Genomic DNA, 26,120 nt, shown 5'->3' with positions numbered 1-26,120 from the left:
GACGGGATGAGTGATAGCAACCGTTCCACGACCCCCGCATCCGATACCTTCCGCGATTTCATCACGCAGGGCTGGGCACCACGCGAGGAAGTCGTCGCGGAACGCGCAGAAGTGGCGAGCTACGCCGCCGCCCGTCGTGAACGGTTGTCGGCACAGCATCCGGGTGAGCGCATTGTGATCGCCGCAGGAGACCCGAAACCACGCTCCAATGACGTCGACTACCCGTACCGGGCACACACGTCCTTCACCTACCTCACGGGCTGGGGCTCCGACACCGTGCCGGGCGCAAAGCTCGTGCTCAACCCGACCGGTGACGGCCACGAGGCGACCCTCTACTTCCGAGAGGGTGCGGGACGCGATACTGACGAGTTCTACGCGAACTCGGCAATTGGTGAATTCTGGACCGGGCCGCGGCCGTCGCTCAAGCAGGTGAGCGCACAGTTCGACATCGCCACCAAGCACATTGACGAGTTCGAACACCGCCGAGGTGATCTTGAGCTGGACACCCCGCAGCTTGCACAAGAGCTCAGCGAAATGCGCCTCGTCAAGGACGAATGGGAAATTCGCGAGCTGCGGGATGCGATCGACGCGACCGCGCGCGGCTTCGAGGACATTATTCGCGAGATCGCTCGTGCCGCCGACCACCCGCGAGGCGAGCGAATTGTCGAGGGCGCGTTTCAGGCTCGGGCACGGCTCGACGGCAACGCGGTCGGCTATGACACGATCGCTGCCTCCGGATCCCACGCGTGCATCCTGCACTGGACCGACAATGACGGCCCGGTGCGTTCCGGCGACCTCATCCTGATCGACGCCGGGGTCGAGGTTGATTCGCTTTACACCGCGGACATCACCCGCACCTTGCCGGTGAACGGTGCCTTTTCGCCGGTGCAGCGCCGCGTGTATGAAGCGGTCCGCAAGGCCGCCGACACTGCGTTCAATATTGTTCGGCCCGGCATCACGTTCCGCGAGGTGCACGACACTGCGCTGCGTTCGATTGCGGCCACCCTCGATGAGTGGGGTGTACTGCCGATGTCACTCGAGGATGCGCTGCAGCCGGGTAACCAGCCGCATCGCCGCTATATGGTGCACGGTACGAGCCACCACCTCGGCCTCGACGTGCATGACTGCGCGCAGGCGCGACGCGAAATGTATCTCGACGGCACGGTAGAAGCCGGCATGGTGTTTACGATCGAACCCGGACTCTACTTTCAGCCCGATGACCTCACGGTGCCCGAAGAGCTTCGCGGCATCGGTGTGCGCATCGAAGACGATATCCTCGTCACCGAAAACGGTGCGGAGAACCTCTCGATTGAGATTCCCCGCACCGCGGATGATGTTGAGGTGTGGATGCGCCGGGTTCGCTCCTAGGGAGGTTACCGACCGACGCCCTTCTTATCGCGGTCGCTCACAAATCCTTGGATGGTGACCGCGATGAGTCCGAAGAGCACACCCGCAATCGGCCACATGATCCAGCTGCGTTCCCAGGCGTCGCCGATGAAGCTCCACGCGAGGAACACGAGAACGGCAAGCATCCAGTACGGTCCAGCGATCTTGCCGATGAGTTCATTGTCTTTGCGCACCTCGGGATCGTATTCACCTTCGAGGGTGAGCTGATTGAGTGACCCGCGTCGCATCCCGGCCATGACCAGAATGCCAACCCCAATACTGATGATCAACGGCATGGGTCCCACGAGCCACATGGTGCCATCCCCGGCGCCCTGGTCGCTCAGGATGCCGCCGGTCGCGGCCATGCCAAAGGCCAAAATCATGACCAACACACCGGCCACAATTGAGGCGGTGTACCGGCCCTGTTCTGCTTCGCGAACATCGCGATAGTGCTGGTAGGCCGCAGCATCGAGTCGCAGTTGGTGGCGTTCATAGCGATCGAAGCGTCCGAGCGACATGCCACTGACGATGAACATTCCGACCGCGATGGCAGCGGCGAGGAAAAAGAGTACGAGTGAAATCGGGTTCAGTTCCTCGTCTTCGGATGCAATTTCGCTGAAAAGGATCATGTTGGACACCCCCAGCATGATCACGAAGATGCCGCCAGCAATCAGTCGTGCTGCGCGCTTTCGCGTACGCAGGAACCGTTCCGCTTCCTCGCGAGACACATCCAGCGCTTCGACGCCTAAACCTGCAATGCCATCGAGCTCACTTCGAATTCCGAGATCGTCGGCAAGTTCATCCAAGTCACCGAACTGCGTGATCACGCGCCCAACGGCCTCGTGTTCGCTGACCCCATCGGCGCGAAGCTCGTTATAGCGGTCCTCGCACATCTGCTGGAGTTCCCGCTGTGCCTTGGTGACTTCACCGGTCTTGGGCAGGCCGCGAAACATGTGGTCGATATAGCTCTTGATTGCGTCCATGAGAACTCACTCCCCGAGTTTGCTCGTCTTGCGGTTTAAGGCACGCGAACGAATTTGCGAACCAATTCAACGGTCTCTTCCCACTCAGCGCAGCGGTCGCGATAGTGCGTCCGCCCCGCCGTGGTGAGCTCGTAATAGGTACGAGCTCGGCCCTGCGATTGCGTGCCCTTGAATGAGGTAATTACTCCCTGTTTTTCGAGGCGGCGCAATGCCGAGTAGAGCGTTGTTTCCTTGAGTTCGTACTGGCCTTCCGAAATCTCTTCAATGCGTTTCGAGATTGCATAGCCGTACGACGGTTCATCAAGCAAAGCCTCAAGAACGAGCAGATCGACGTAGCCACGAATCACTTCTGCGCTAATCATGATCGACTCCTTCACCTGACGTAGTAATTACTATACGTGGCGTACTACGTCAGATCAAGTAGTTCTTTTTGTGGGTGAGTTGCGTGCGGCTCTCGCTACGAGTGATCGCCGGTCTGCTCGCGCGACTGGTCGCCCTGCGGCTGGTTCTGCTGCTGGCCCCGTTGCTGCTGCAGTTGCCGTTCCCGTTCCTGCCGCCGCAGTTCATCCTCCATTTCTCCGTAGGTTCGAGGCGGATGCGCGGGCTGCTCGGGCTGAGCTGGCTGTGCCTGTGCGGCACTGCCAGCGTGGTCGGGCTGTCCCGCCGCGCCCGAGTGTCCAGTTCCTGGCTGACCGGCACCACCGTGACCGGCACCGACGTGTCCCGAACCTACCTGCCCACTGCCAGGTTGCTGCCAACCTTGGCCGCCCGGCTGTTGCCAGCTCTGGCCTACAGGCTGCTGCGCCCCCGCATCCACGCCCGGCTGTGCCTGCGGCTGCACCGGGGACGACGCCTGCGGCTGACCCCAAGAGCCCCCGCGCTGCAGAATGTCGCGCACTTTGCCGCTGAGATTCTGCGGCACGATCAGGTCAAAGCGCGAGGCGGTAACCTGCATGATCGACGTGAACTCACGCTTCTGCGGCGACAGTGCATAGCCGAGCACACCCCAAATCACACCAAAGGCGAGAGACATCACAAAGACGCCAATCACCGACAAGAAATCAGTGGTCGGGAAGAAAATGAGCCACATCAGCGAAAGAAACAAACCGATCATGACACCGTTCATGAGCCCACTCAGGGCTGCCCGCCCGAAGTTCATCCGGCCGGTGACACGTTCGACCGATTTCAGATCGCTGCCAACGATCGAGATCGCGTCCAGTGGCATGCCCTCTTCACGCACTAGCATGTCCACCGCGCCACGCGCGGCTTCATAGGTTGGATACGAAGCCACCGTGTCACCGGTTGGGATCGTGGGAAGCCCCATTCGACTGATGTTTCTAGGAGAACTCATATGCTCTATTGTCCTAGCTCATCAGGGGAGTTTGCTGTGTCGACAGTAGGATGAGCGAGTGAGTGTTTCAAAAGTTTTCGTCGCCAGATTGGCGAACACGCCCGTCTATGACCGGGACGGCGACCGGGTGGGGCGCCTTCGCGATCTCATCGTGAATTATCGCTCTGCCCACTCACCTCGCGTCAACGGAATTCTCGTGGAATTGCTCGGCGCGACGCGAAAACTCGTGTTCGTCAAGATGAAACACGTCACTTCGATCGGCTCCTCGCAGCTCATCGTGAAATGGGAAGATGCCGATCAGCGCCCCTTCGAACAACGTGGTGAAGAGGTCCGCATCCTTTCCGAGCTTTTGGACCGCTCCGGAACACTCCGCGAGACCGGTACCCGCGGCGTGATCGAGGATGTGTCGATCATCGAGGACGATGCTGGCGACTGGGCAGTCGGCCAGCTGTTCTTGCGATTGCCGCGCACCTCGCTCAGCCTCTTCGCGAAGGCACCGACCAAGTACGTCACCTGGGATGAGCTCGATCTCGATCTCGATCCCGAAGGGGACACGCCGGCGACCCAGTTCCTCACCGCACACTCCGAAATGGGTCCGAGTGACCTCGCGGATGCACTCCTAGATCTATCTGAAGATCGTCGCCTGGACATCGTGGAAGAGCTTCCGGATGACCGCCTCGCAGATGTCCTCGAAGAAATGTATGAGGATGACCAGGTCGTCATCATTCAGCATCTCGACGAGAATCGCGCCGCGGGTGTGCTCGACCACATGCAGCCCGACGACGCCGCCGACCTCGTTGCCCGCCTCGACGACTCCAAGACTGAAGCGCTGCTCGCGCTCATGGAGCCCGAAGAAGCCGAAGACGTGAGGATGCTGCTCGAGTTCGAACCCGACACCGCCGGTGGGCTCATGACCACGGATCCGATCGTGGTCTCCGGCGACACCACCGTCGCCGAAGCACTCGTGCTCATTCGCCGCACCGAAATCGCCCCGGCCCTCGCGACGGCGGTATTTGTCACCGCATCCCCCTACGAAGTGCCGACGGGTCGATACCTCGGGCTCGTGCACTTCCAACGACTGCTGCGATATCCGCCGCATGAGCGTGTCGGATCGATCCTCGATAAACGCATTGAACCCGCGCACACGACCACGCCGGATGTGGAAGTAGTGCGCTCGCTCGCGCGTTACGACCTCGTCGCGCTCCCGGTGGTGGATGATGAGGACCGGCTTGTCGGTGTCATCACCGTCGATGACGTGCTCGACCACATCCTGCCGGATGACTGGCGCTCTGTCCCGCGTGAGAATCTCGCCGAAACTGGCATCATCACGCTTCCAACGCTCGACTCGGGGGGTGCTCATGGCTGAAATCAACGAGAACGACGAACTGCTTGGCGTACCCAAATCCCAGTCGAAAAGGCGCCGCCCGAAGCGCACCCGCAGCGAGCGGCGCGACGATAAATCGAAGCCCCGCAAGGACCGCAAGAGTGAGCAGAGTGAGGACGACCGCAAGGATCACGACTACCTCGGTCGCGCGATGGAGACCATCGCACGGGCCACTGGTACGCCCGCGTTCCTCATTATCCTGACGGCGTTTGTTGCGGGCTGGATTGCCTGGAACACGCTCGCCCCCGACGCCTGGCGATTTGACTCCGCGGATCTTGGCTTCATTGCGCTCACCCTGGCACTCTCGCTGCAGGCGTCCTATGCTGCGCCAATGCTGTTGCTCGCACAGAACCGTCAGGATGACCGCGACCGCGTGCAGATCGAACAGGATCGGCAGCGCGCCGAACGCAATACCGCGGACCTGGAGTACCTCACGCGTGAGGTGGTGGCGCTCAGGATGCGCATGAGCGATATGGCCTCCCAAGACTTCATCCGCTCCGAGCTGCGTGCACTGCTCGAGGAAATGGAAGATCGCGAAAAGCTAACCGCCTCAGCAGACGACGGTGACCGGGTTGACTGATCCGCGCGTTGCTCGCATCCGTGAAGAGCTCAGCACCGTCATCGACCCCGAGCTTCGACTGCCTCTCACGGAACTCAATATGGTCGGTGAAATTCTCGCTCCCGAGGATGCGCCGATCAGTGTCGAGATCAAACTTACGATTGTCGGTTGCCCGCGTGCGAGCGATATTGAGGCGGATGCGCGCGCCGCGATCGAGCGCGCGATCGGCGAGGATGAGTATGAACTGACAGTCGGGGTAATGTCGCGCGAACAGCGGCGCACGCTCACCGAGCAGCTGCGTGGTGCGAAGCCCAAGACGCATCCGTTTGGCGAGGGCTCCTTCACTCGAGTAATCGCGGTAACCAGTGGCAAGGGTGGCGTCGGGAAGTCCACCGTCACGGCGAATCTTGCGGCTGCAATGGCCGCCGACGGGCTCGATGTCGGCATCATCGACGCTGATGTGTTCGGTTTCTCCATCCCTGCCCTGCTCGGCATCGCTGATGGCACGCAACCCACGCAGGTCGGCGAGCTCATGCTGCCGCCAATCGCGCACGAAGTAAAAGCGGTGTCGATCGGGATGTTCTTACAGTCACCGGATGAGGTCGTCGCCTGGCGTGGTCCGATGCTGCACCGCACCCTGGAGCAATTCCTCAAGGATGTGTTCTTCGGCGACGTGGACGTGCTGCTGCTTGATCTGCCACCCGGCACGGGCGATGTGGCGATCTCGCTCGGGCAGTTGCTGCCCAATAGCGAGGTCGTGGTGGTCACTACGCCGCAGCCCGCCGCGGCCGATGTGGCCTGGCGCTCGGGTGCGGTGGCGCGGAAAACTGGTCAACGCGTCATTGGAGTGATCGAGACAATGTCACCCGCAGTCGGTCCGGATGGCACGGAGTTTGCACTTTTCGGTTCTGGCGGTGGCGAAGAGGTTTCGCGCCGCTTCGAGGTGCCGCTGCTCGCGAATGTGCCGATTTCAAGCCAGCTCCGGCTAGACGGTGACGCGGGCACGCCGATTGTGCTCGCGCATCCGGATGATCCCGCCGCGATCGCACTGCGTGACGCCGCCCGCAAGCTCTACCAGCGTCCACGCGGACTCGCCGGAAAACAGCTGGGGATCACGCCCACGAACTGAGGCGTCCGCTGCGATGCTGCGGTGCCGCGGTTTTCGCTCCTCGCGCAGAGATTCCACCCATTATGCTGCCGTTTCGCGCAGTTCGTCATCCTGTCCTACGTCAAAAATCCCTATTGGGGTCTGAGGATGGACGATGTGCCCTAACTCGGTGGCATCGCCACGCTGACGACCCCTTTCGGGATTTTACGAAGCCGAAGACTCGGCAAGCCAGGCAGTGCTTCAGTGATGGGCACCGCAACTGGCTCAAGGGCACCGCCGCTGGCCAATGAAGCGCGGCGACAGGGATGCTTAGACGCGACTGAACCGGGACGCTAGGTCGCTTCGGTGTCGAAGGGGGCTTCTCCCGGGACGAGCGGTGCGGTGGGCTCCGCGGACGCAGTATTCATTGCCCAAGCGGGGCGAGAACTGCTGCCGCCCGCTTGCATGTTTGCCGCGCCAGCAGCACCTGCGGCCGCACCAGCAGCAGCCGCACCGCCAGCCGCAATTGCGGCGGCCGGTTTCCGGGGGTTTGGATCGGCGTCGTTCCAGGCATCTCGGACGATTCGACGCGGGTCATATTGACGCGGATCGAGTTTGCGCCAGTCCTCTTCGGTGAAGTCCTCACCCATCTCTTCCGACACGCGCGTCTTCGCGTCCTCAGTCCACGCACGAGCCCGCTTAATGAAGTGCGCAAGTTGCTCGGCGAGCTTTGGCAGACGATCGGGCCCGAAGATGAATACGGCAATGATCCCTATCAGAAGGAGTTTTTCAAAGGTCAAGCCGCCCATGTCTCCAGGGTAACCTGGTTGGATGTCCGAATTCGAGTTGAGCATGCGCTTCATCGACGAACAAATCGTCGAGCTTAAGCCGCAGCAGGTCGCCCGCCGCTATGCCCTCGAGCTCGGTTTGCCCACGATTTCTCGGGCGCTTGGCGCGCATTTGGCCTTTGTCGCGGCCGCAACGCGCGCGCAACAGATCATTGAGATTGGTTCCACGGGCGGTCTCACCACGACCTGGCTTCATCGCGGGGCTCCCACCGCGACCATCACCTGCATCGACGGCGAACCAGAACACCTCGCGCAAACGCGCCGGGCGCTACTTGACGCTGATCACGCGCCGTCAGCGATCCGGTGCATCACCGGGGACCCACACGTGGTGCTTCCCCGCATGAGCGAAGACACCTACGATCTGGTCCTCGTCACCGGTCCGCTCGAGCATGTGGCGGCGCACCTGCAGCACAGCCTCCGAGTCGTGCGCCCCGGCGGCACCATCCTGGTGTTGAACGCGCTCAATAACGGCCGGGTGGCGGATCCTGCGCGACGAGATGCGGTCACGACCTCACTGCGACTGGTGATCCGCGAGTTTCAGCGCCAGCCAGATCTGGCGAGCTCCGTCATCCCCCTCGACGGTGGTCTCTTGCAGGTCACGTCGCTGCCGCAATAACTGCGCTGCCGCAAAGTCCCGGAAAACAACACTGCGGGTCCCCTTGGTGGGGCACCCGCAGCGACTCCGAACCGAACTACTACTTATTTGATCGCGCCATTGAGCGCGTCAGCGAGTTCTTTCGCCTCCCCATCGTTTACCGAAACAACGAGTCGACCTCCACCTTCAAGTGGGACTCGAACGATGATGAGACGGCCCTCACGAACGGCCTCCATCGGGCCATCGCCGGTACGCGGCTTCATTGCAGCCATTTACTCTGCCTCCTGTGTAGTGCGAACTTACCCATTATCTCACTGCTTGACCGTTTGTGGCGCATACAGCTGCGGAATACCCGACTCTGGAATGACACAGGAATAGCTGAAGACGCTTTCGGGTTGGCTTCTAGTGGTGCAGGTAACGTCACCTGTGGCACCAATCACTTCACGAAAGGAACACCATGGCAGAGTTCACTCTCCCCGACCTTCCCTACGACTATTCGGCACTCGAGCCGCACATTTCGGCAAAGATCATGGAGCTTCACCACTCGAAGCACCACGCAACCTACGTGAAGGGCGCAAACACCGCGCTTGAGCAGCTCGCAGACGCGCGCGACAAGGGTGACTTCGCGAACATCAACAAGCTCGAGAAGGACCTCGCGTTCAACGTCGGTGGCGTCAACAACCACTCGATCTTCTGGACCAACCTCACCCCCGACTACGCTGAGCCAGCCGGTTCGGCGAAGGACCTGCTCGACAACGAGTTCGGTGGCCTCGAGAAGTTCCAGGCACAGTTCACCGCAGCAGCACTGGGCATCCAGGGCTCGGGCTGGGCCGTGCTCGGTCGCGACAACGCCACCGGCAATGTTTCGACCTTCCAGCTCTACGACCAGCAGGGCAACGTTCCCTTCGGCGTAACCCCGCTGCTCATGCTCGACATGTGGGAGCACGCCTTCTACCTCGACTACGTCAACGTCAAGGCTGACTACGTCAAGGCATTCTGGAACATCGTCAACTGGGCGAACGTTTCGGAGCGCATCGACGCATAGGGTCTAGTCCACGGACTAGCACCGCGCAAGCGCGAAGCACGGTGGCCGCCTTCCAATTTGGAGGGCGGCCACCGTATTTTCCTGGCATGCAGCCTACGGCGGGGTCGTGTCGTAGCCGATCACGAACCACATCCATTGGAACCACACCACCTGCAAGATAATCGCAACCACCGACACCACCACTCGGTACACCGGCGAATGCGGCAGCGCGAGCGGCGCGGCAGCGGGAAAGAGCGGAAACAGGATGCGGAAGAAGGAAGACTGCGGGTAGAACACGGCGAAAATATAGGCCGTATAGGCAACGCCCCAGAGCCGAATCTCGATCCCGAAGCGGCGCATCACCGGCGCCATAAACCAGCACGCGAAGAGGATGATCACCGCAATCACGATGATCGTGCCCTCGGGCTGACCGAACCAGAATCCGCCGGCCCAGAACCACGGCGTAAACGGTAGCGTTTCTTCACCGCCGGTGTAGCCGTGGCGCCACGCGAATTCCGTCTGCAGGTACGCATCCCACTGCCCGGTCGCAATCCCCGCGATGATCAGCCACGCGAGGCCCATCACCCCGGAGAACACCGCCACACTCCAGAGCTGCTTCTGCTCGGCCGCGTCGAATCGTTCCAGGCGCGTGACATAGCGATTTCGATAGCGATATAGGATGTAGAGCAGCAGCGTGAAGGCAAGGGCAAGTCCCGTGGGTCTCGTCAGGGACGCGAGCACGATGAGTGGCACCATCGCAAGCCATTTACGCTCGACCATCAGGTTGAGCAGCGCCGCGACCATCCAAAAATGCAGCGCCTCGGCATAGCCGACCTGGAACATTGGCGAAACGGGCCCAATGACCAGCAAGAACACCGAAAACATCGCGACGTTATTCGACACGAAGTGCCGCAGCAGTTTATGCAGCGCAAATACCGTGCCGAGCCCCGCGATCACCGAGATGAGTACCGTCGCCATTTCGAAGGGCATCGTGGTGATCAATGAGATGAGGCGCGCTAGGAACGGGAACACCGGCATAAATGCCCAGGCGTTCTCCGTGACTCTGCCCTCTTCATTTCGGGGCAGTTCGGTCGGATAACCCGCCGGGGCAGCCTCCCCTACAATCCGCGCGTACCACTCCGCATCCCAAATATTCGCGAACGAGAAGTAATCGGGTTGCGCATCCGTCTGCCAGGTGTCCTCCTGCCGGGATGCGTAAAACAGCATCAGCGAGGTGGTGAGGATGCGTGAGAAGGCGTAGATGAAGACGAGCTGGAACCAGGTCGGCAGCAGCGTCCAGGCACGCGTGATGACGTTGTCCGCTGGCTTCCGAGCCACATGAAAATCTCGTCTGTCTATCGCGGGATCTCGATATCGCTTGGGGAGCGTCGGGACTTCGGCGCGCAAAGCAGACATAAGTTCAAGTGTACGGTCATCACGGAAACTCGATCTTCACGGCGCTAGTGTTAGGCGCATGAGTGCGCAAGAAATCCAGTGGGCTTGGGGCGATGGCCTCGCAACGATTACCGACTCGGGCACGGTCCTCGACTGCTGGTTCCCCGAACCGCAGCTCGGACGGGTGGCGGCCGATCGCGACCGCTCGCTCGCGCCGAAGTCACTCGCCGATGAAGCACACGAAGATCCGCGCCGCGGCGTGCGCGTCACACCGGTGCTGGTCGAAAGTGACCTGAGTGCGCCGGTTGCGTCCACGCTGGATGCGTATTTACGGCTGCACCTGTTCTCGCATCTGCTCGTCGCTCCGCACGGCCAGAATCTCACGGGTCTTTTTCACAATCTGCCGGCAAATGCGTGGACCGACCTCGGCCCGATGGCGGCCGATGAAATCAATACTCGGCTGCCGGCGCTCCGTCGCGGCGGCATCCAGATTTACGCGATCGACAAGGTGCCGCGCCTGCTCGACTACGTGGTGCCGCGGGATGTTCGCATCGCCGATAGCGGTCGCGTCCGGCTAGGTGCGTACCTCTCCCCCGGCACGATCGTGATGCACGAGGGCTTCGTAAACTTTAACGCGGGCACGCTCGGTCCAAGCACCATTGAGGGTCGTATTTCGCAGGGCGTCGTCATCGGCGCGGGTACGGATATCGGCGGCGGCGCCTCCGTGATGGGACTCGTCGCGACCGATAGTGATCAGCGCGTCCTCGTCGGCAAACGCTCGCTAATTGGCGCGAATGCGGGCATCGGTTTCGCACTCGGCGACGACTGCGTGGTGGAAGCGGGGCTCTATGTCACCGCGGGCACGAAGGTCTCGGTGGTCGGCGAGGGCCGCACCGTGAAGGCGGGCGAACTCGCCGGCGTTCCCAGCCTCTTGTTCCGCCGCAACTCGCAAACCGGCGTCGTGGAAGTGTTTTCGCGCGATGGCTAGCATCGGTGAGGACCGCAATGCGGTGGTGATCAGCGCATCCACCAGTGCCGCTGCGGGCACCGCCGAGGACCGAACCGGGCCGCTACTCGTAGCCTGGCTGCGTGAGCAAGGCTATGCCTGCGAGGCTGCGATTGTGGTGGCCGACGGCGCCCCGATTCGGGCGGTCTTCCGGCAACTCTTTGAGCACCCCGAGAGCGCTCCGCGCTTCATCATCACCACCGGTGGCACCGGCCTCAACCAGGACGACTGCACACCCGAGATCACCGAAGAGTTCATCGAGCGCCCAGTGCCGGGGGTCATGCACGCCCTCTGGACTCGCGGCCTGCTGAGCACACCCTCCGCGGTCATGAGCCGCGGTGTTGCCGGGGTGCGTGGTCAGACGTTTATCGTGAATCTGCCCGGCTCACGCGGAGGAGTCCGAGACGGTATCGAGGTGCTCACGCCGCTGCTCAGTCACATTCAGGAGCAGATCGAGGATGTTCACGGTCACGGTGCTCGCTGAGCAACCGCTCGAGATCCTCGGGTGAGTCGATATCCGAATAATCACGCTCATCGATTGACACGTTTGCGAGCACCACGCCCTCGTAGAGCCGGCGCACCGGCTGATTCGCGGCGGTGGCGGTCTCCAGTTGCGCGAGCCGCTGCCGCAAGAGCGGCTCGGGCCACGCAGCAAAGAGATACTGCGGATATCCCTGCGCGTCGACGGGCGTCGCGACGGCTTGCTGGGCCCGGCTCGCCTCGCAGAGTCGCACGAGGGATGCGCCGGTCACGAACGGTAAGTCACCGGCGAGTAGCTGCACGGTCGCGGTGTCCGACGGCTCGAATTCGTCCATGGCAGCGGCGATACCGGCGAGCGGCCCCGTAAACGGCGGATCTTCACGCACCGTGCGCAATTCCACACCCCCGACTCCCTCGCTCGACCCCGCGAGCAGAATTTCTGCGGGAGGAGTCAGCTGAGTGACGGCAGCGATGATTCGCTGCAGCACCGTTTGTCCCTCAAATTCGATCGCAGGTTTGTGACGACCGGCAAATCTCGTGGACCGCCCGCCGGTGAGAATTACGGCTCGAATCAGCATGGAGCGAGCCTAACTCGGCGCACCTTTGCTAGTCTCGAGTCATAGCTGAACGGGTGCAAAAAACGCATCCGACCTGCCATTTTTTAGTTAGGCTCACCTAACTTAGGCGAGTTGAGTACGAAGTGGCACGGTGACCCAATTACCGTGACGACCACGCAATGGTGTGTGCTCCAGCGGCAATAGTGGCCACTTCCTGGAGTTATTCGCGCGAAATGCGAAAGTCGGGTTCGTCGATGGCAATCACCAAATCTCAACAAACCACGGCCCTGGTCATGGCCACGCTCGGATTCGCCGTGAACTTCTGGGCTTGGTCACTCATCAGCCCGCTCGGTCCAATATTCGTGGAAAAGGGCCTAACCACGGATGCCTCGCTGATGGTGGCGATACCGGTCCTGGTCGGGTCACTCGGTCGGATTCTGGCAGGTGCGTACACCGACCGCTTCGGCGGCCGCCTGATGATGCCCCTCATTTCGTTGCTCACGGTGGTTCCCGTCCTCTTCATTGGGTTCATCGGACAATACGAGTACTGGACACTGCTCTTGGGCGGTCTTTTTCTCGGGTTCGGCGGCACCTCATTTGCGATCGGGGTGCCGTACGTGAACTCGTGGTTTCCGCCCGAACGCCGAGGTTCAGCTATCGGCGTGTACGGCATCGGTATGGGTGGTACCGCGATCGCGGCCTTTACCACCGCGCCTCTCTACAACATTGACGAACGGCTCCCGTTCATCATCACCGCCGCGGCCCTGCTCAGCTACGCAGCTGCCGCCTACGCGCTCATGAAGAACTCGCCGAATTGGAGCCCGTCGCACCGCAGCCTCGGCGCACAGTTGCTCGACACCTCCAAGATTCTGCTCACCTGGCAGGCTTGCTACCTCTACGCCCTGTCTTTCGGTGGCTACGTCGCCTTTTCGGTCTATCTCCCCACCTTCTTGAATCACGCTTACGGCCTCGAAACCACGGATGCGTCGCTGCGTACCGCAGGATTCGTCATTGCCGCGGTCCTCATGCGTCCCGTCGGCGGCATCCTCTCTGACCGCATCGGTGCGGTGCGTACCCTGCTGATTGGCTACGCCATCGTCTTCGTCTGCGCCATCACCCTCAGCTTCAATCCGCCGCTGATGCCAACTGCCACGGCCGCCTTCATCATCATGTCGGTCGGACTCGGGCTCGGTTCGGGCGCCACCTTCGCGCTCATCGCGCAGGTGAGTGACCCATCCAAGATCGGTTCGATTACCGGGTTCGTTGGTGCCGCCGGTGGCCTGGGTGGTTTCGTGCCGCCGCTGCTGCTCGGCGCAATCTGGCGGGCCTGGCAGGACTACACGCTGGGAATCGCTCTGCTCGCCGTATTTACTCTGATCGCCGCTCTCATCGCCTTCTGGATTGGTGTGGTCCAGCGCCGAAATACACCACCATCCGCCCAGTCCCAGCCCGCAACGGAGGTCACCCCATGACGATCGATAACTCACTGATGGATGGACTCATCGGTGTTCGAAAGTTCTTCACGCGCAGCAAGAATGTCTCCGACGACAATCGTGAGCTGCATTTGCGAGGTGGGCGCGAGGGTGACGCGTTTTACCGGAATCGCTGGGCACACGACAAGGTGGTGCGCTCCACACATGGCGTCAACTGCACGGGTTCTTGCTCCTGGCACGTCTATGTCAAGGACGGGCTCATTACCTGGGAATCCCAGGCCACCGACTACCCGAGCGCAGGCCCGGACATGCCGGAGTATGAGCCGCGGGGCTGTCCCCGAGGCGCATCTTTCTCTTGGTACACCTACTCGCCCACTCGCGTGCGCTATCCGTACGTGCGCGGCGCACTCATCCAGCTTTTTCGGGAAGCAAAACTCCAGTCCGGCGGTGACCCGGTTCTTGCGTGGAAGTCCATTGTGGAAGATCCCGAGAAATCTCGCCGCTACAAGTCCGTGCGCGGTAAGGGCGGTCTCGTGCGGGCAAGTTGGGACGAGGCGGTAGAAATCGTGTCGGCTGCCTACGTCTACACCGTGAAATACCTCGGCCCCGACCGCGCCACCGGGTTTTCGCCCATCCCGGCGATGAGTCCGGTGTCCTTCTCCTCGGGTGCGCGCTTCCACCAGCTCATCGGCGGCTCAATGCTGTCCTTCTACGACTGGTATGCCGACTTGCCGCCCGCATCCCCCCAGGTCTTCGGCGACCAGACCGATGTACCGGAGTCCGGCGACTGGTGGAACTCGAGCTATCTCGTCATGTGGGGATCGAATATTCCGCTGACGAGAACCCCGGATGCGCACTGGATGGCCGAGGCACGGTATCGCGGTCAGAAAGTCATTTCGATCGCGCCCGACTATGCCGAGAACGTGAAATTCGCCGATGAGTGGCTGAGCCCCGCGCCGGGTACCGACGGTGCCCTCGCGATGTCGATGGGCCACGTCATCCTCAAGGAGTTCTTCGTCGATCAAGCCGAGCCCTATTTCGATAACTACGTCAAGAAATACACGGATCTCCCCTTCATCGTCGAACTCGAGCCCGCCGAGAACGGCCGCTACACCACCGGCAAATTCCTGGTGGCAACCGACCTCGGCGCCGAGGTCACTGCGGAAGCGAGCACCGAGCACGCCCAATTCAAACCTGCTGTCTGGGATGCGGCCACCGACCGTCCCGCCGTTCCGAATGGCACCCTCGGCCACCGCTACGCCGAGGACGGCGAGGGCAAGTGGAACCTCGATCTCGGCGATATCCAGCCGAAACTCTCGCTGCTGGACGGTGCCGATGAACACGTGGAAGTTGAGCTGCCGCGGTTCGATACGGCAGCGCAGGGTGAGATCGACACCGTGATTCGCGGCGTTCCCGCCAGGCGCCTCGGCGATCGTCTCGTGACCACCGTGTTCGACCTCATGCTCGCCGAGTACGGCGTCGGTCGTCCCGGTCTTCCCGGTCAGTGGCCGAGCGACTATGGGGATGAGACCAGCCCCAATACTCCCGCCTGGCAGGAGCGCATCACCGGAGTTCCGGGCGTTGCGGCAGCGAGAATCGCACGCGAGTTCGCGCAGAATGCTCGCGATTCCAAGGGCCGTTCCATGATCATCATGGGAGCTGGCACCAACCACTGGTTCCACTCCGACCAGACCTACCGCACTTTCCTCACCCTCACCACGCTTTGCGGCACGCAGGGTGTCAATGGCGGCGGGTGGGCACACTATGTCGGGCAGGAAAAGATTCGCCCCTTTACGGGCTGGCTGCACATGGCAAATGCGCTCGACTGGTCCCGCCCGCCGCGCCAGATGACGCAGACCACCTACTGGTATATCCACACCAATCAGTGGCGCTACGACCAATTCGGCGCCGACACGCTCGCGGCCCGAGCGGGCAAGGGCAAGTTCGCCGGTATGTCGACGGCGGATGCGGTGGCCCAGGCCACGCGCCTCGGTTGGCAGCCCTTCTATCCCACCTTCGACCGCAACCCCCTCGACATCACCGACGAAGCCGCAGCTGCCGGGCAAGCAAGCGCGGACTACCTCGTGAACGCGCTCAAGGACGGCAGCATCAACTTTGCCGTGGAAGACCCGGATGCGGAGAATAACTACCCGCGGATCTGGTCCATGTGGCGCGCTAACACCCTCGGTTCTTCGGCCAAGGGTGACCAGTACTTCCTCAAGCACCTGCTCGGAGTGGATAACGCGGTCACCGCCGCGGAGACACCCGAACACGCCCGACCACGCGACGTGAAGTGGCGCGAAGAGGCACCGGTCGGCAAGATCGATCTGCTGCTCACCCTCGATTTCCGGATGACCACGACCACGCTGCACAGTGACGTGATTCTTCCTGCCGCCACCTGGTACGAGAAACACGATCTCTCCACCACGGATATGCATCCGTTCGTGAACGTGTTCACGCCCGCGATCTCGACCCCGTGGCAGTCCCGCACCGACTGGCAAACCTGGGCCACCATCGCGAAAAAATTCTCCGAGCTCGCCAAGGAACACCTCGGCACACGCAAGGACATCGTCGCCTTCCCCCTCCAACACGACACTCCCGACGAGGTCAATACCCCGCACGGCCGGGTGAAGGACTGGAAATTCGGCGAATGCGAACCGGTGCCGGGAGTGACACTCCCCCACCTCATTGAGGTGGAGCGCGACTACACGGCGATCCATGAGAAATTCACGTCGATTGGACCGCTGCTTGAGTCGAAGGGTATGACCACTCGCGGCATCAAGTACGACGTGGATCACCACGTTGAGCGGCTCCGCAGGCTCAACGGCACGGTTACTCGCGGAGTGGCCAAGGGCCAGCCACGACTCGATGAAGACCTGCATGCTGCCGACTACATCCTGGGGCTTTCGGGAACCACCAACGGGCTGATGGCCACCGAGGGGTTCCGACAGCTCGAGAAACGCACCGGGCAGCAACTCGCGGACCTGTCCACCGAACACGAGGGCAAGCAGGTGTCCTTTGAGGATGCGAAGGCCGCGCCGGTGCCGGTAATTACCTCCCCGGAGTGGTCGGGATCGGAGACCGGTGGCCGACGCTACTCGCCGTTCACGATCAATGTCGAGCGGCTCAAGCCCTGGCACACCCTCACCGGCCGGTACCAGTTCTATGTGGACCACGACTGGTTCCAAGAAATGGGCGATGCTCTGCCCACCTTCCGACCGCCACTGGATATGAATGCGCTCTTCGGAGAACCGACCATCGGTGACACGGACGGCCACTCGATCACGGTGCGCTACCTCACCCCGCACAATAAGTGGGCAATCCACTCCATGTACCAAGAGAACTTCTTCATGATGAGTCTCGGTCGCGGCGGTCAAACCATCTGGATGAGCGTGGAGGACGCCGAGGCGGTTGGTATCGAGGACAATGACTGGATCGAAGCGGTTAACCGCAATGGCGCCGTCGCCGCTCGCGCCATTGTGTCGCACCGCATGCCCAAGGGCACGGCATTCATGCACCACGCCCAAGAGCGCACCGCCAACGTCCCAATCTCTGAGTCATCGGGGCAACGCGGTGGCATCCACAACTCCCTCACCCGAATCATGATCAAGCCCACGCACCTTGTGGGCGCCTATGCGCAACTCTCGTACGGCTTCAACTATTACGGGCCCACGGGGAACCAGCGAGACGAGGTCACTGTGATCCGCAAGCGCACCAATCAGAACGTCGAATACTAGTCAAGACGAGGAGCGAACAATGCGAGTCATGGCACAAATGGCAATGGTGATGAACCTCGACAAGTGCATCGGTTGCCACACCTGTTCCGTCACCTGTAAGCAGGCCTGGACGAACCGAAAGGGTGTCGAACACGTCTGGTTCAACAATGTGGAAACCCGTCCCGGTCAGGGGTATCCGCGCGGCTATCAGGATCAGGAGAAGTGGCAGGGTGGCTGGGCACTGAGCCGCTCGGGCAGGCTCAAGCTCAAGGCGGGCGGGAAACTGAAGAAGCTCGCATCGATCTTCTCGAATCCGAAGCTGCCGGAACTCGACGACTACTACGAGCCGTGGAGTTACGAATACGAGAACCTCCTGGGCGCACCTGAGCAAAAGCACATCCCCACCGCGCCGCCGCGATCGCTGCTCACCGGCGAGCGGATGGCGATCAACTGGTCGGGGAACTGGGATGACGATCTCGGCGGCACCTACGCGCAAGGCGATAAAGACCCAATGCTCAAGGGCCTCGAGGACAAGGTCAAACTCGAGTTCGAGCAGACCTTCATGTTCTACCTGCCCCGCATCTGCGAACACTGCCTCAACCCATCCTGCGTCGCGTCCTGCCCCTCGGGTGCGATCTACAAGCGCGAGGAAGACGGCATCGTCCTGGTCGATCAGGACACCTGCCGAGGTTGGCGCATGTGCGTGACCGGCTGCCCCTATAAGAAGATCTACTTCAACCACCGCACGGGTAAAGCCGAGAAATGTACCTTCTGCTATCCCCGCATTGAGAACGGTGAGCCGACGGTCTGCGCCGAAACCTGCGTGGGACGACTGCGCTATATCGGTCTCGTGCTCTACGACGCAGACCGAGTGACGGAAGCGGCATCCACCAAGGATGAAAAGGAACTCTACGCCGCCCAGCGTGACCTTATCCTCGATCCCTTCGACCCCGACGTCATGAACGCCGCAGACCGAGCCGGTATCCCCCACGACTGGATGATCGGGGCACAAAAATCCCCGATCTATAAGCTCATCAAGGATTACGAGGTGGCGCTGCCGCTCCACCCCGAATATCGGACGATGCCAATGGTGTGGTACATCCCGCCGCTCTCGCCGGTGGTGGATGTGGTCAAGGACTCCGGCTATGACGCCGAGGACTCGATCAACCTCTTCGCCGCGATCGAGGATCTCCGGATCCCCATGGAGTATCTCGCGAACCTGTTTACCGCGGGTGATGTCGACATCGTCTCGGATGTGATGCGGAAGATGGCCGCCATGCGCTCCTATATGCGCGATATCAACCTCGGTGGCGAGGGTGATCCGTCGATCCCGTACTCGGTGGGCATGGAAGCCGAGGCCATGGAAGACATGTATCGGCTGCTGGCACTTGCCAAGTATGACGAGCGCTACGTGATTCCCGCCGGGCACGCCGAACAGGCACACAACCTCGAGGGCATTGACACCGACTGCCCGCTCAACAGCGACGGTGGTCCCGGCATGAACGAAATGTGGGACATTCCCGAACGCTCCGGCGAGGTCCGAGAAACCGGCGGTGGCAAGCGTTCGCTTGCCGGTCGTGTGAACCTCCTCAATTGGGATGGCCAGGGCCGCCCGCAGGGGCTGTTCCCCAGCACCGGACAGGCCTGACATGCTCGTACCGCTGAAGTTCCTCAATAAGTGGCGAAAACGCGCGGAGAATGCTGCGGAAGGCAGAATCGACACCGCAGTGCCGCTCACCCAGGATGAGATCCGCACGGTCTGGCTCGCCGCATCCTGGCTCATTGGCTATCCTGAGGACGAGCTCTTCGATCGCATCCCGGCCATTACCGTGCTCGTGGCAAAGCTTCCCACCGAGGTTGCGAAGCCACTTCGCGAGGTCGCAGCCGCGCTCACCTCGCGCGACCAGGTCGAAATTCGCGCCGACTATGTGGAGACTTTCGATACGCGCCGCCGCGGCTGTCTCTACCTCACGTATTTCATGAATGGCGATACGAGGAAGCGCGGCATGGCGCTGCTCGAAATTAAGGATGCGTACCGCGGCGCGGGCCTGGAAGTGTCGGATCTCGAGTTGCCCGACCACGTCTCCTACGTGCTCGAATTCGGCGCGGGCCACGATTTACGCGGAGCACTCGCCATCCTGCTGAAAAATCGCGCGGGGCTCGAACTCTTGCGGCTCCACCTCGAAGAGATCGGCTCACCCTGGGCCGGAGTCCTCATCGCACTGTGCGCGACCTTGCCGCCCCTGGACGGGGACGACATCACCGAGGTGCAGCGACTCATCACCCAGGGTCCCGAGGAAGAACTTGTGGGCCTCGACGGGTACGGCGACGGTTCGCTTGACATGCCGCCCGCCGATATGACCCCGTATGCGGTTCCCGCCCGTGGGACGAGCACCTTTATTCCACTGCACGACGTGAAAGGGCTGCAGTAATGAACGACACACTGGGACTCATTCTCTGGGTCATCATCCCCTATATGGCGCTCGTCAGCTTCATCCTCGGACACGTGTGGCGCTACCGCTACGACGGGTTCGGCTGGACCACCCGCTCAAGCCAAATGTACGAATCCAAGCTGCTGCGGATCGGGTCACCGCTATTCCACTACGGCATCATCTTCGTCTTCCTCGGGCACGTGGTGGGCCTGGGCATCCCCAAGTCCTGGACCGCCGCAGTCGGCATTACCAACGAGGTGTATCACCTCATGGCGGTCACCATTGGGCTCGGTGCTGCGGCGGCGACCATCGGTGGGCTCATCCTGCTGATCTACCGTCGACGCACCAATAACCGCGTCTTCGGCGCCACCACCAAGATGGACAAGCTGATGTACGCGATGCTCGCGGTGACGGTGATCGCTGGCATCTACTCGACCATCTTCGAGTCACTAATTGGCCACTACGACTACCGCGAAGGTATCTCGGTGTGGTTCCGCCAGTTTTGGATCTTTCAACCCGATATGGGGTTGATGACCTCGGCCCCGCCGGGGTTCCAGGTGCACGTGATGTCGGCGATTCTGCTGTTCGCGGTGTGGCCGTTCACGCGGCTCGTGCACGCCTTCACTGTTCCCCTGGGCTACCTCATGCGGCCGTATATCGTGTATCGCTCCAACAGCGCGAAGAAGCCCGCCGAGCGACGCGGCTGGGAAAAGGTGGATTTTTAGGCTCGCGCAGAGCCCCGACCACACGAGAAAACGCCCCGTTGCCGGGGCGTTTTCTGTTACTGCTAGGCCTGCGAGATGAAGTCGCGGCCTTCGGGGTAGTCGCGCTTCGTGGGGCCCAAGTACAGCTGCTGCGGGCGTCCGATCTTCGACTTCGAGTCCCGGCTCTGTTCACGCCACTGCGCGATCCACCCGGGCAGGCGACCGATCGCAAAGAGCGGGGTGAACATCCGCGTTGGGAAGCCCATCGCCTTGTAGATGATGCCCGTGTAGAAGTCCACGTTCGGGTACAGCCGGCGGTCCTGGAAGTAGGAGTCGTTGAGCGCGACCTGCTCGAGCTCTGCGGCAATTTCAAGCAGCGGGTCGTGGATGCCAAGCGACTCGAGCACGGCGTCGGCCGATTCCTTGACGAGCTTGGCGCGCGGGTCGTAGCTCTTGTAGACGCGGTGTCCGAAGCCCATGAGCTTCACGCCGTCTTCCTTGTTCTTGACCCGCTCGACGAAGCGCTGGACACCGTCTCCCGATTCGCGAATCTCTCCGAGCATCTTGAGCACTGCCTCGTTCGCTCCGCCGTGGAGCGGACCGTACAGCGCCGAGATACCGGCTGAGATGGATGCGTAGATATTCGCTTCGGTCGAGCCCACGAGGCGAACGGTCGAGGTGGATGCGTTTTGTTCGTGGTCCGCGTGCAGGATCAGCAGGCGCTCGAGCGCCTTGGTGAGCACCGGATTCTGCACATATTCTTCGGCGTAGTTGCCGAAGTTAAGCATGAGGAAGTTCTCGACAAACCCGAGCGAGTTGTCCGGGTACATGAAGGCTTGGCCGATGGACTTCTTGTGCGCGTAGGCGGCAAGCACCGGCAGTTTCGCGAGCAGGCGGGTGGTGTTGACCTCCACCGCCTCGGGGTCGTGCACGTCGAGGCTGTCCTCGTAGTACGTCGCCAGGGCGGCAACCGCACTCGAGAGCACCGACATCGGGTGAGCCGAGTCAGGCAGGGCCTGGAACAGCGGCTTCAGGCCCTCACGCAGCAGCGTGTGACGGGAAATCTTGGTCGTAAATGCTTCGTACTCTGGCTCGGCCGGCAGCTCCCCGTAGATCAGCAGATAAGCAACCTCGAGGAAGGTCGACTTCTCAGCCAGCTGTTCAATTGGGTAGCCGCGGTAGCGGAGAATGCCCTCATCGCCGTCGATGTAGGTAATCTCCGACCGGGTTGAAGCGGTATTGACGTAGCCGTAGTCAAGCCCGGTATACCCAGTCTGCTTCGTGAACGTGGAGAGGTCGATTGAACCACGCCCTTCCGTCGACTGAAGAATCGGGAACTCGGCATTGCCGCCGGGAAAGGTCAGGGATGCGACCTGTGGCGCGTCATTCGTTTGGTCGAGCTGCTCGCTCACGGAACCTCCTGGAACGCTTTGATCAATTGCATAGCGCATTCGTGACGGCCATGCCGTCTTATAGCCTAAACCGTCCGTGTGACTGTTCACTGCAACGACAACGAATTACGAAATCCGTTGATGTTACCTACAAGTCGTGCTCTTGCGGCGGCAGCGCTTCGACCAGCGGGTGGTCAAAGTCATAGGGGCCGACCTTCGCGGCACCGCCCGGGGAGCCAATCTCGTCGAAGAAATCGACATTGGCCCGGTAGTAGTCGCTCCACTCGTCCGGAACGTCATCCTCGTAGTAGATTGCCTCAACCGGGCACACCGGTTCGCACGCACCGCAGTCCACGCATTCATCGGGATGGATGTAGAGCATCCGTTCACCCTCGTAAATGCAGTCCACGGGGCACTCGTCGACACAAGCGCGATCCTTGAGATCCACACACGGGAGGGCGATCACATACGTCAAGGCTGAAACAACTCCTCTTTCACAAGAATCAATGGCTCAAGTCTACGCGTGATCTTCCATGGTCTCAGGTTGCTGCGGCTGCGATTGGATGCGCGGCCACAGCACCGGTAGGAACGATACGACCGCCGCACCGTACATCCACACCTCGCTCGCCCCGAAACCGGTCGGCGAGGCTGGCAACACGACCGACTGGCCCGCACCTCCGGTGGTGTACATCATCACCGCGGCACAGACTCCGATCGCAAACGCGAGCCCCGGCTTCCGCTCATCGAGGTAGAGCCGCAAACCAACCGCGATGAGCCCTACGGCTAAAAGCGCCACAGCCCAGCCGAGCCACCAGGTGGTCCCGAAGAGTTCGAGTCGGCCGCGATGCGCGAACGTCCCCACCGCTCCCGCCATGATCCCGAAGACGAGATAGGCGACAACGGTGAAAATCGTTTCGACAAGGCGGCCGGACTTCATCCCTAGCCCTCGCGCTTCCGACGCGACGCCTCGCGGCCTCGAATCGTCGCGTTCAGCTCGATCTTGCGGATGCGGACGATCTCCGGGGTGACCTCGACGCACTCGTCATCGCGGGCGAACTCGAGGGCCTCTTCCAGCGTGAGCTGGCGCGGCGGGGTGAGTTTCTCGAACTCGTCCGAGGATGCCGCACGCATGTTCGTGAGCTTCTTTTCTTTGGTGACGTTCACATCCATGTCATCGGCGCGGGTGTTCTCGCCGACCACCATGCCCTCGTAGACCTCGTCGCCGGGCGATACGAAGAAGGACATGCGCTCTTGCAGGCCAATCATCGCAAAGGGAGTGACCGATCCGGAACGGTCGGACACGATCGAACCGTTCATGCGGGTCGTGATCTGACCGGCCCAGGGCTCATATCCGGCGGCGATCGAGTTGACGATGCCGGTACCGCGAGTGAGTGTCATGAACTCGCTGCGGAATCCGATGAGACCGCGGGCGGGCACGGTGTATTCCATACGAACCCAGCCGGAGCCGTGGTTTTCCATGATGTCGAGGCGTGCCTTGCGGGCGGCCATAAGCTGCGTGATTGCGCCAAGGAACTCCTCGGGCACGTCGATCGTGGTGTGCTCGAAAGGTTCGTGCTTCTTGCCGTCAATTTCCTTGGTGACCACCTGCGGCTTACCCGCAGTGAGTTCGAAACCCTCGCGGCGCATGTTCTCGATCAGAATCGACAGCTGCAACTCGCCACGGCCCTGCACCTCCCACGCATCCGGGCGACCAATGTCGTTGACCCGCAGCGAGACGTTACCAATGAGTTCGCGGTCGAGACGGTCCTTGACCATGCGAGCGGTAAGCTTGTGGCCCTTGACTTTACCGACCAGCGGCGAAGAGTTCGGGCCGATCGTCATCGAGATCGCGGGGTCGTCGATCGTGATCGTCGGTAGCGGTCGCACATCGTTCGGGTCGGCGATCGTGTCACCGATGGTGATGTCCTCAATACCGGCGATGGCGACGATGTCCCCTGGTCGACCGAGATCCGTATTGACTCGCTCGAGACCCTTGGTCTCAAACAACTCAGTGATGCGGATATTCGAGGTCTCGCCCTCGTGTACCCAGGCCACGGTTTCACCCTTCTTGAGCGTGCCGTTGTGCACGCGCAGCAGCGCGAGGCGGCCGAGGAAGGGCGAGGAGTCGAGGTTGGTCACGTGTGCCTGCAGCGGTGCCTCGGGGTCGTAGGTGGGCGCCGGGATGTGGTCCAGAATCGCCTTGAACAGCGGCTCGAGCGTGTCGTTGTCGGGCAGCGAACCGTTCTCGGGCTGATTGGTCGAGGCGGCACCGGCACGACCGGATGCGTAAAGCACCGGCAGGTCGAGCAGTGCGTCGATGTCGAGCTCGGGCACCTCGTCGGCGAGGTCTCCCGCAAGACCGAGCAGGAGGTCCTGGGCCTCCCCCACGACCTCGTCAATGCGCGCGTCAGGGCGGTCGGTCTTGTTGACCAGTAGCACGACGGGCATGAGTGCTTCGAGTGCTTTGCGGAGCACGAAGCGGGTCTGCGGCAGCGGGCCTTCGGATGAGTCGACAAGCAGTACGACACCGTCAACCATCGACAGTGCACGCTCGACTTCACCGCCGAAGTCGGCGTGGCCCGGGGTGTCGATCACGTTGATCGTGATCGGGCCGTCCGTGGCGTGTTCGCCTTCGTAGCGGATCGCCGTGTTCTTGGCGAGGATGGTGATGCCCTTTTCACGCTCGAGGTCATTCGAGTCCATGACTCGCTCTTCATCGGCGTGCTGGGAGTGATCGCCGAAGGTGCCTGTCTGCTTCAGCATGGCATCCACGAGGGTGGTTTTGCCGTGGTCAACGTGCGCGACGATAGCGACGTTTCGAATATCGGAGCGACGGGCGAGCGAGGGGTTGGTCATACGCGAGGTGACTTTCTCATAGAAATGTCGGACAGTTCAGTCTAGGGGGTCAAGGTGAAATTGGTGCACTCAACCTAGGCTTGCGTGCATGACGGCCCAGTTTTCTTCGCGAACCCACCTCACGCGCATCAGGCTTCGCTGGGAAATCATCCTCGTTCTCGGGCTCTCGCTCGTGCCGTCCTCGCTCACTTCGATTGTCGGTCTGATCGAGTTGGCCGTGCAGCCCACGCCGCTCGGTGAGGCGTCGACGACACTCAACGCGCCCGCATCCGAGTTCCCGCTCTTCGACGTGCTGTTTCGGCTCATCAGCGTTGCGAGTGCACTCGTACCGGTGGGGCTGGTGATTTGGCTTTTTTGGTCCCGTCGCGAGTCGGGGTTCGCACGCATCGGCTTGGATGCGCGTTCCCCCGGTCGAGACCTGCTCGGTGGGCTGCTGCTCGCCGCCGCAATCGGCATCCCGGGGCTCGCGCTGTACGCGATCTCGCGCGCCTTCGGGCTCACGGTGCAAGTGGTGGCGGGCGACTCACAAATGATGTGGTGGGCGGTGCTCTTACTCGTGCTGTCCGCCCTGCGTGCCGCGCTCATCGAAGAGGTCATCGTGGTCGCGTACCTCACCACGCGCTTGCACACGCTCGGTTGGAGTCGCTGGTCGCTCATCCTCGCCTCGGCGCTACTGCGAGGTTCCTACCACCTGTACCAGGGTGTGCCGATGGCGCTCGGCAATGTCGTGATGGGCATTCTCTACGCGTGGGTGTTTACACGTCCGCGAAAGGACGGCGGGCGACCGCGAGTGATGCCACTCGTGATCGCCCACCTCATCCTGGACCTCGTGTCCTTCCTCGGGTATCCCCTCGCGGTGGCGTGGTTCCCCGAGCTCTTCTAGGTTGTGTCCTGTATGTGTCATCGGAGGCGGAGCACGATGCTGGCGATGAG

Annotated in this window: 25 protein-coding genes; 14 read left to right on the top strand and 11 right to left on the bottom strand. The window is 61.6% G+C overall.

The features are described 5' to 3' along the window. Window positions 1-6: 6 nt before the first annotated feature. Complete coding sequence (locus tag ACTHXA_RS00125; protein ID WP_441668107.1) at window positions 7-1,368, top strand: aminopeptidase P family protein; 1,362 nt, start codon at window positions 7-9, stop codon at window positions 1,366-1,368. Between the two features lie 5 nt (window positions 1,369-1,373). Here ACTHXA_RS00125 and ACTHXA_RS00120 read toward each other — a convergent pair whose 3' ends face one another. From ACTHXA_RS00120 to ACTHXA_RS00110, 3 genes are all read right to left on the bottom strand, one after another. Next, a complete protein-coding gene (locus tag ACTHXA_RS00120; protein WP_441668105.1) occupies window positions 1,374-2,369 on the bottom strand; it encodes a permease prefix domain 1-containing protein in 996 nt (331 codons plus the stop codon). Window positions 2,370-2,404: 35 nt separating this feature from the next. Continuing rightward, window positions 2,405-2,731 carry a PadR family transcriptional regulator gene (locus ACTHXA_RS00115; protein WP_441668103.1) on the bottom strand — a complete coding sequence of 109 codons (327 nt, stop codon included), beginning with the start codon at window positions 2,729-2,731 and terminating at the stop codon, window positions 2,405-2,407. 95 nt (window positions 2,732-2,826) lie between these two features. Next, window positions 2,827-3,720, bottom strand: coding sequence for a general stress protein (locus ACTHXA_RS00110; protein ID WP_441668101.1), 894 nt, complete (start codon window positions 3,718-3,720; stop codon window positions 2,827-2,829). A gap of 58 nt (window positions 3,721-3,778) precedes the next feature. On the opposite strand from ACTHXA_RS00110, the gene ACTHXA_RS00105 reads away from it, so the two are divergent. From ACTHXA_RS00105 to ACTHXA_RS00095, 3 genes are read left to right on the top strand one after another with little or no spacing between them, the layout of a single operon-like run. Then, window positions 3,779-5,086 carry a magnesium transporter MgtE N-terminal domain-containing protein gene (locus ACTHXA_RS00105; RefSeq protein ID WP_441668099.1) on the top strand — a complete coding sequence of 436 codons (1,308 nt, stop codon included), beginning with the start codon at window positions 3,779-3,781 and terminating at the stop codon, window positions 5,084-5,086. After that, a complete protein-coding gene (locus tag ACTHXA_RS00100; RefSeq protein WP_441668097.1) occupies window positions 5,079-5,684 on the top strand; it encodes a DUF1003 domain-containing protein in 606 nt (201 codons plus the stop codon). The genes ACTHXA_RS00105 and ACTHXA_RS00100 overlap by 8 nt, the downstream gene beginning before the upstream one ends. Beyond that, on the top strand, window positions 5,677-6,792 hold the full coding sequence (locus tag ACTHXA_RS00095) for a P-loop NTPase (RefSeq protein ID WP_441668095.1): 1,116 nt from the start codon (window positions 5,677-5,679) through the stop codon (window positions 6,790-6,792). Before ACTHXA_RS00100 ends, ACTHXA_RS00095 begins: the two co-directional genes overlap by 8 nt. A gap of 311 nt (window positions 6,793-7,103) precedes the next feature. Here the strand turns inward: ACTHXA_RS00095 and ACTHXA_RS00090 are convergent, their stop codons facing one another. Then, window positions 7,104-7,559, bottom strand: coding sequence for a twin-arginine translocase TatA/TatE family subunit (locus ACTHXA_RS00090; protein ID WP_441668093.1), 456 nt, complete (start codon window positions 7,557-7,559; stop codon window positions 7,104-7,106). Between the two features lie 22 nt (window positions 7,560-7,581). On the opposite strand from ACTHXA_RS00090, the gene ACTHXA_RS00085 reads away from it, so the two are divergent. Beyond that, window positions 7,582-8,214 carry an O-methyltransferase gene (locus ACTHXA_RS00085; RefSeq protein WP_441668091.1) on the top strand — a complete coding sequence of 211 codons (633 nt, stop codon included), beginning with the start codon at window positions 7,582-7,584 and terminating at the stop codon, window positions 8,212-8,214. 83 nt (window positions 8,215-8,297) lie between these two features. On the opposite strand, the gene ACTHXA_RS00080 is transcribed toward ACTHXA_RS00085, so the two are convergent. Beyond that, a complete protein-coding gene (locus tag ACTHXA_RS00080) occupies window positions 8,298-8,465 on the bottom strand; it encodes a DUF3117 domain-containing protein (protein ID WP_441668089.1) in 168 nt (55 codons plus the stop codon). Between the two features lie 185 nt (window positions 8,466-8,650). On the opposite strand from ACTHXA_RS00080, the gene ACTHXA_RS00075 reads away from it, so the two are divergent. Further along, entirely contained in the window at window positions 8,651-9,238 is a 588-nt protein-coding gene (locus ACTHXA_RS00075; protein ID WP_441668087.1) for a superoxide dismutase, read from the top strand. A gap of 93 nt (window positions 9,239-9,331) precedes the next feature. On the opposite strand, the gene ACTHXA_RS00070 is transcribed toward ACTHXA_RS00075, so the two are convergent. After that, window positions 9,332-10,633 carry a hypothetical protein gene (locus ACTHXA_RS00070; protein ID WP_441668085.1) on the bottom strand — a complete coding sequence of 434 codons (1,302 nt, stop codon included), beginning with the start codon at window positions 10,631-10,633 and terminating at the stop codon, window positions 9,332-9,334. A gap of 58 nt (window positions 10,634-10,691) precedes the next feature. Between ACTHXA_RS00070 and ACTHXA_RS00065 the strand changes: the two genes are divergently transcribed. Both ACTHXA_RS00065 and ACTHXA_RS00060 read left to right on the top strand, forming a co-directional pair. Continuing rightward, complete coding sequence (locus tag ACTHXA_RS00065; RefSeq protein ID WP_441668083.1) at window positions 10,692-11,600, top strand: DapH/DapD/GlmU-related protein; 909 nt, start codon at window positions 10,692-10,694, stop codon at window positions 11,598-11,600. Continuing rightward, window positions 11,593-12,102: a MogA/MoaB family molybdenum cofactor biosynthesis protein gene (locus tag ACTHXA_RS00060; RefSeq protein WP_441668081.1), complete on the top strand. Its 510-nt coding sequence runs from the start codon at window positions 11,593-11,595 to the stop codon at window positions 12,100-12,102. The genes ACTHXA_RS00065 and ACTHXA_RS00060 overlap by 8 nt, the downstream gene beginning before the upstream one ends. Here ACTHXA_RS00060 and mobA read toward each other — a convergent pair. Then, complete coding sequence (gene mobA, locus ACTHXA_RS00055; protein WP_441668079.1) at window positions 12,050-12,676, bottom strand: molybdenum cofactor guanylyltransferase; 627 nt, start codon at window positions 12,674-12,676, stop codon at window positions 12,050-12,052. The two genes, ACTHXA_RS00060 and mobA, sit on opposite strands and share 53 nt — an antisense overlap. A gap of 233 nt (window positions 12,677-12,909) precedes the next feature. Here mobA and ACTHXA_RS00050 point away from each other — a divergent pair, with 233 nt between their 5' ends. Genes ACTHXA_RS00050 through narI form a run of 5 tightly spaced genes read left to right on the top strand, consistent with a single transcriptional unit; the run spans window position 12,910 to window position 20,961 of the window. After that, window positions 12,910-14,127: a nitrate/nitrite transporter gene (locus ACTHXA_RS00050; protein ID WP_441668077.1), complete on the top strand. Its 1,218-nt coding sequence runs from the start codon at window positions 12,910-12,912 to the stop codon at window positions 14,125-14,127. After that, the gene (locus ACTHXA_RS00045; RefSeq protein WP_441668075.1) at window positions 14,124-17,825 is read left to right on the top strand and encodes a nitrate reductase subunit alpha; all 3,702 of its coding nucleotides are present in this window, start codon (window positions 14,124-14,126) and stop codon (window positions 17,823-17,825) included. Before ACTHXA_RS00050 ends, ACTHXA_RS00045 begins: the two co-directional genes overlap by 4 nt. Before the next feature lie 19 nt (window positions 17,826-17,844). Next, entirely contained in the window at window positions 17,845-19,452 is a 1,608-nt protein-coding gene (gene narH, locus ACTHXA_RS00040; RefSeq protein ID WP_441668073.1) for a nitrate reductase subunit beta, read from the top strand. A gap of 1 nt (window position 19,453) precedes the next feature. Continuing rightward, window positions 19,454-20,236, top strand: coding sequence for a nitrate reductase molybdenum cofactor assembly chaperone (gene narJ / locus ACTHXA_RS00035; protein ID WP_441668071.1), 783 nt, complete (start codon window positions 19,454-19,456; stop codon window positions 20,234-20,236). After that, window positions 20,236-20,961 (top strand): respiratory nitrate reductase subunit gamma, encoded by a 726-nt coding sequence (gene narI, locus ACTHXA_RS00030; RefSeq protein WP_441668069.1) that lies wholly within the window; start codon window positions 20,236-20,238, stop codon window positions 20,959-20,961. The genes narJ and narI overlap by 1 nt, the downstream gene beginning before the upstream one ends. 62 nt (window positions 20,962-21,023) lie before the next feature. On the opposite strand, the gene ACTHXA_RS00025 is transcribed toward narI, so the two are convergent. From ACTHXA_RS00025 to typA, 4 genes are all read right to left on the bottom strand, one after another. Further along, on the bottom strand, window positions 21,024-22,352 hold the full coding sequence (locus ACTHXA_RS00025) for a citrate synthase (RefSeq protein ID WP_441668067.1): 1,329 nt from the start codon (window positions 22,350-22,352) through the stop codon (window positions 21,024-21,026). A gap of 127 nt (window positions 22,353-22,479) precedes the next feature. Further along, window positions 22,480-22,806, bottom strand: coding sequence for a ferredoxin (gene fdxA, locus ACTHXA_RS00020; RefSeq protein ID WP_441668065.1), 327 nt, complete (start codon window positions 22,804-22,806; stop codon window positions 22,480-22,482). Window positions 22,807-22,848: 42 nt separating this feature from the next. Further along, a complete protein-coding gene (locus ACTHXA_RS00015) occupies window positions 22,849-23,268 on the bottom strand; it encodes a hypothetical protein (protein ID WP_441668063.1) in 420 nt (139 codons plus the stop codon). Between the two features lie 2 nt (window positions 23,269-23,270). Next, a complete protein-coding gene (gene typA / locus ACTHXA_RS00010; RefSeq protein WP_441668061.1) occupies window positions 23,271-25,187 on the bottom strand; it encodes a translational GTPase TypA in 1,917 nt (638 codons plus the stop codon). Between the two features lie 88 nt (window positions 25,188-25,275). On the opposite strand from typA, the gene ACTHXA_RS00005 reads away from it, so the two are divergent. After that, a complete protein-coding gene (locus ACTHXA_RS00005) occupies window positions 25,276-26,070 on the top strand; it encodes a CPBP family intramembrane glutamic endopeptidase (protein ID WP_441668059.1) in 795 nt (264 codons plus the stop codon). The last annotated feature ends 50 nt before the right edge of the window (window positions 26,071-26,120 follow it).

It is taken from the genome of Gulosibacter sp. (genome assembly GCF_052090685.1).
GTDB lineage: Bacteria > Actinomycetota > Actinomycetes > Actinomycetales > Microbacteriaceae > Gulosibacter.
Note: the sequence above shows the minus strand (reverse complement) of the source record. Positions and strands in the feature narration are given on the sequence as shown.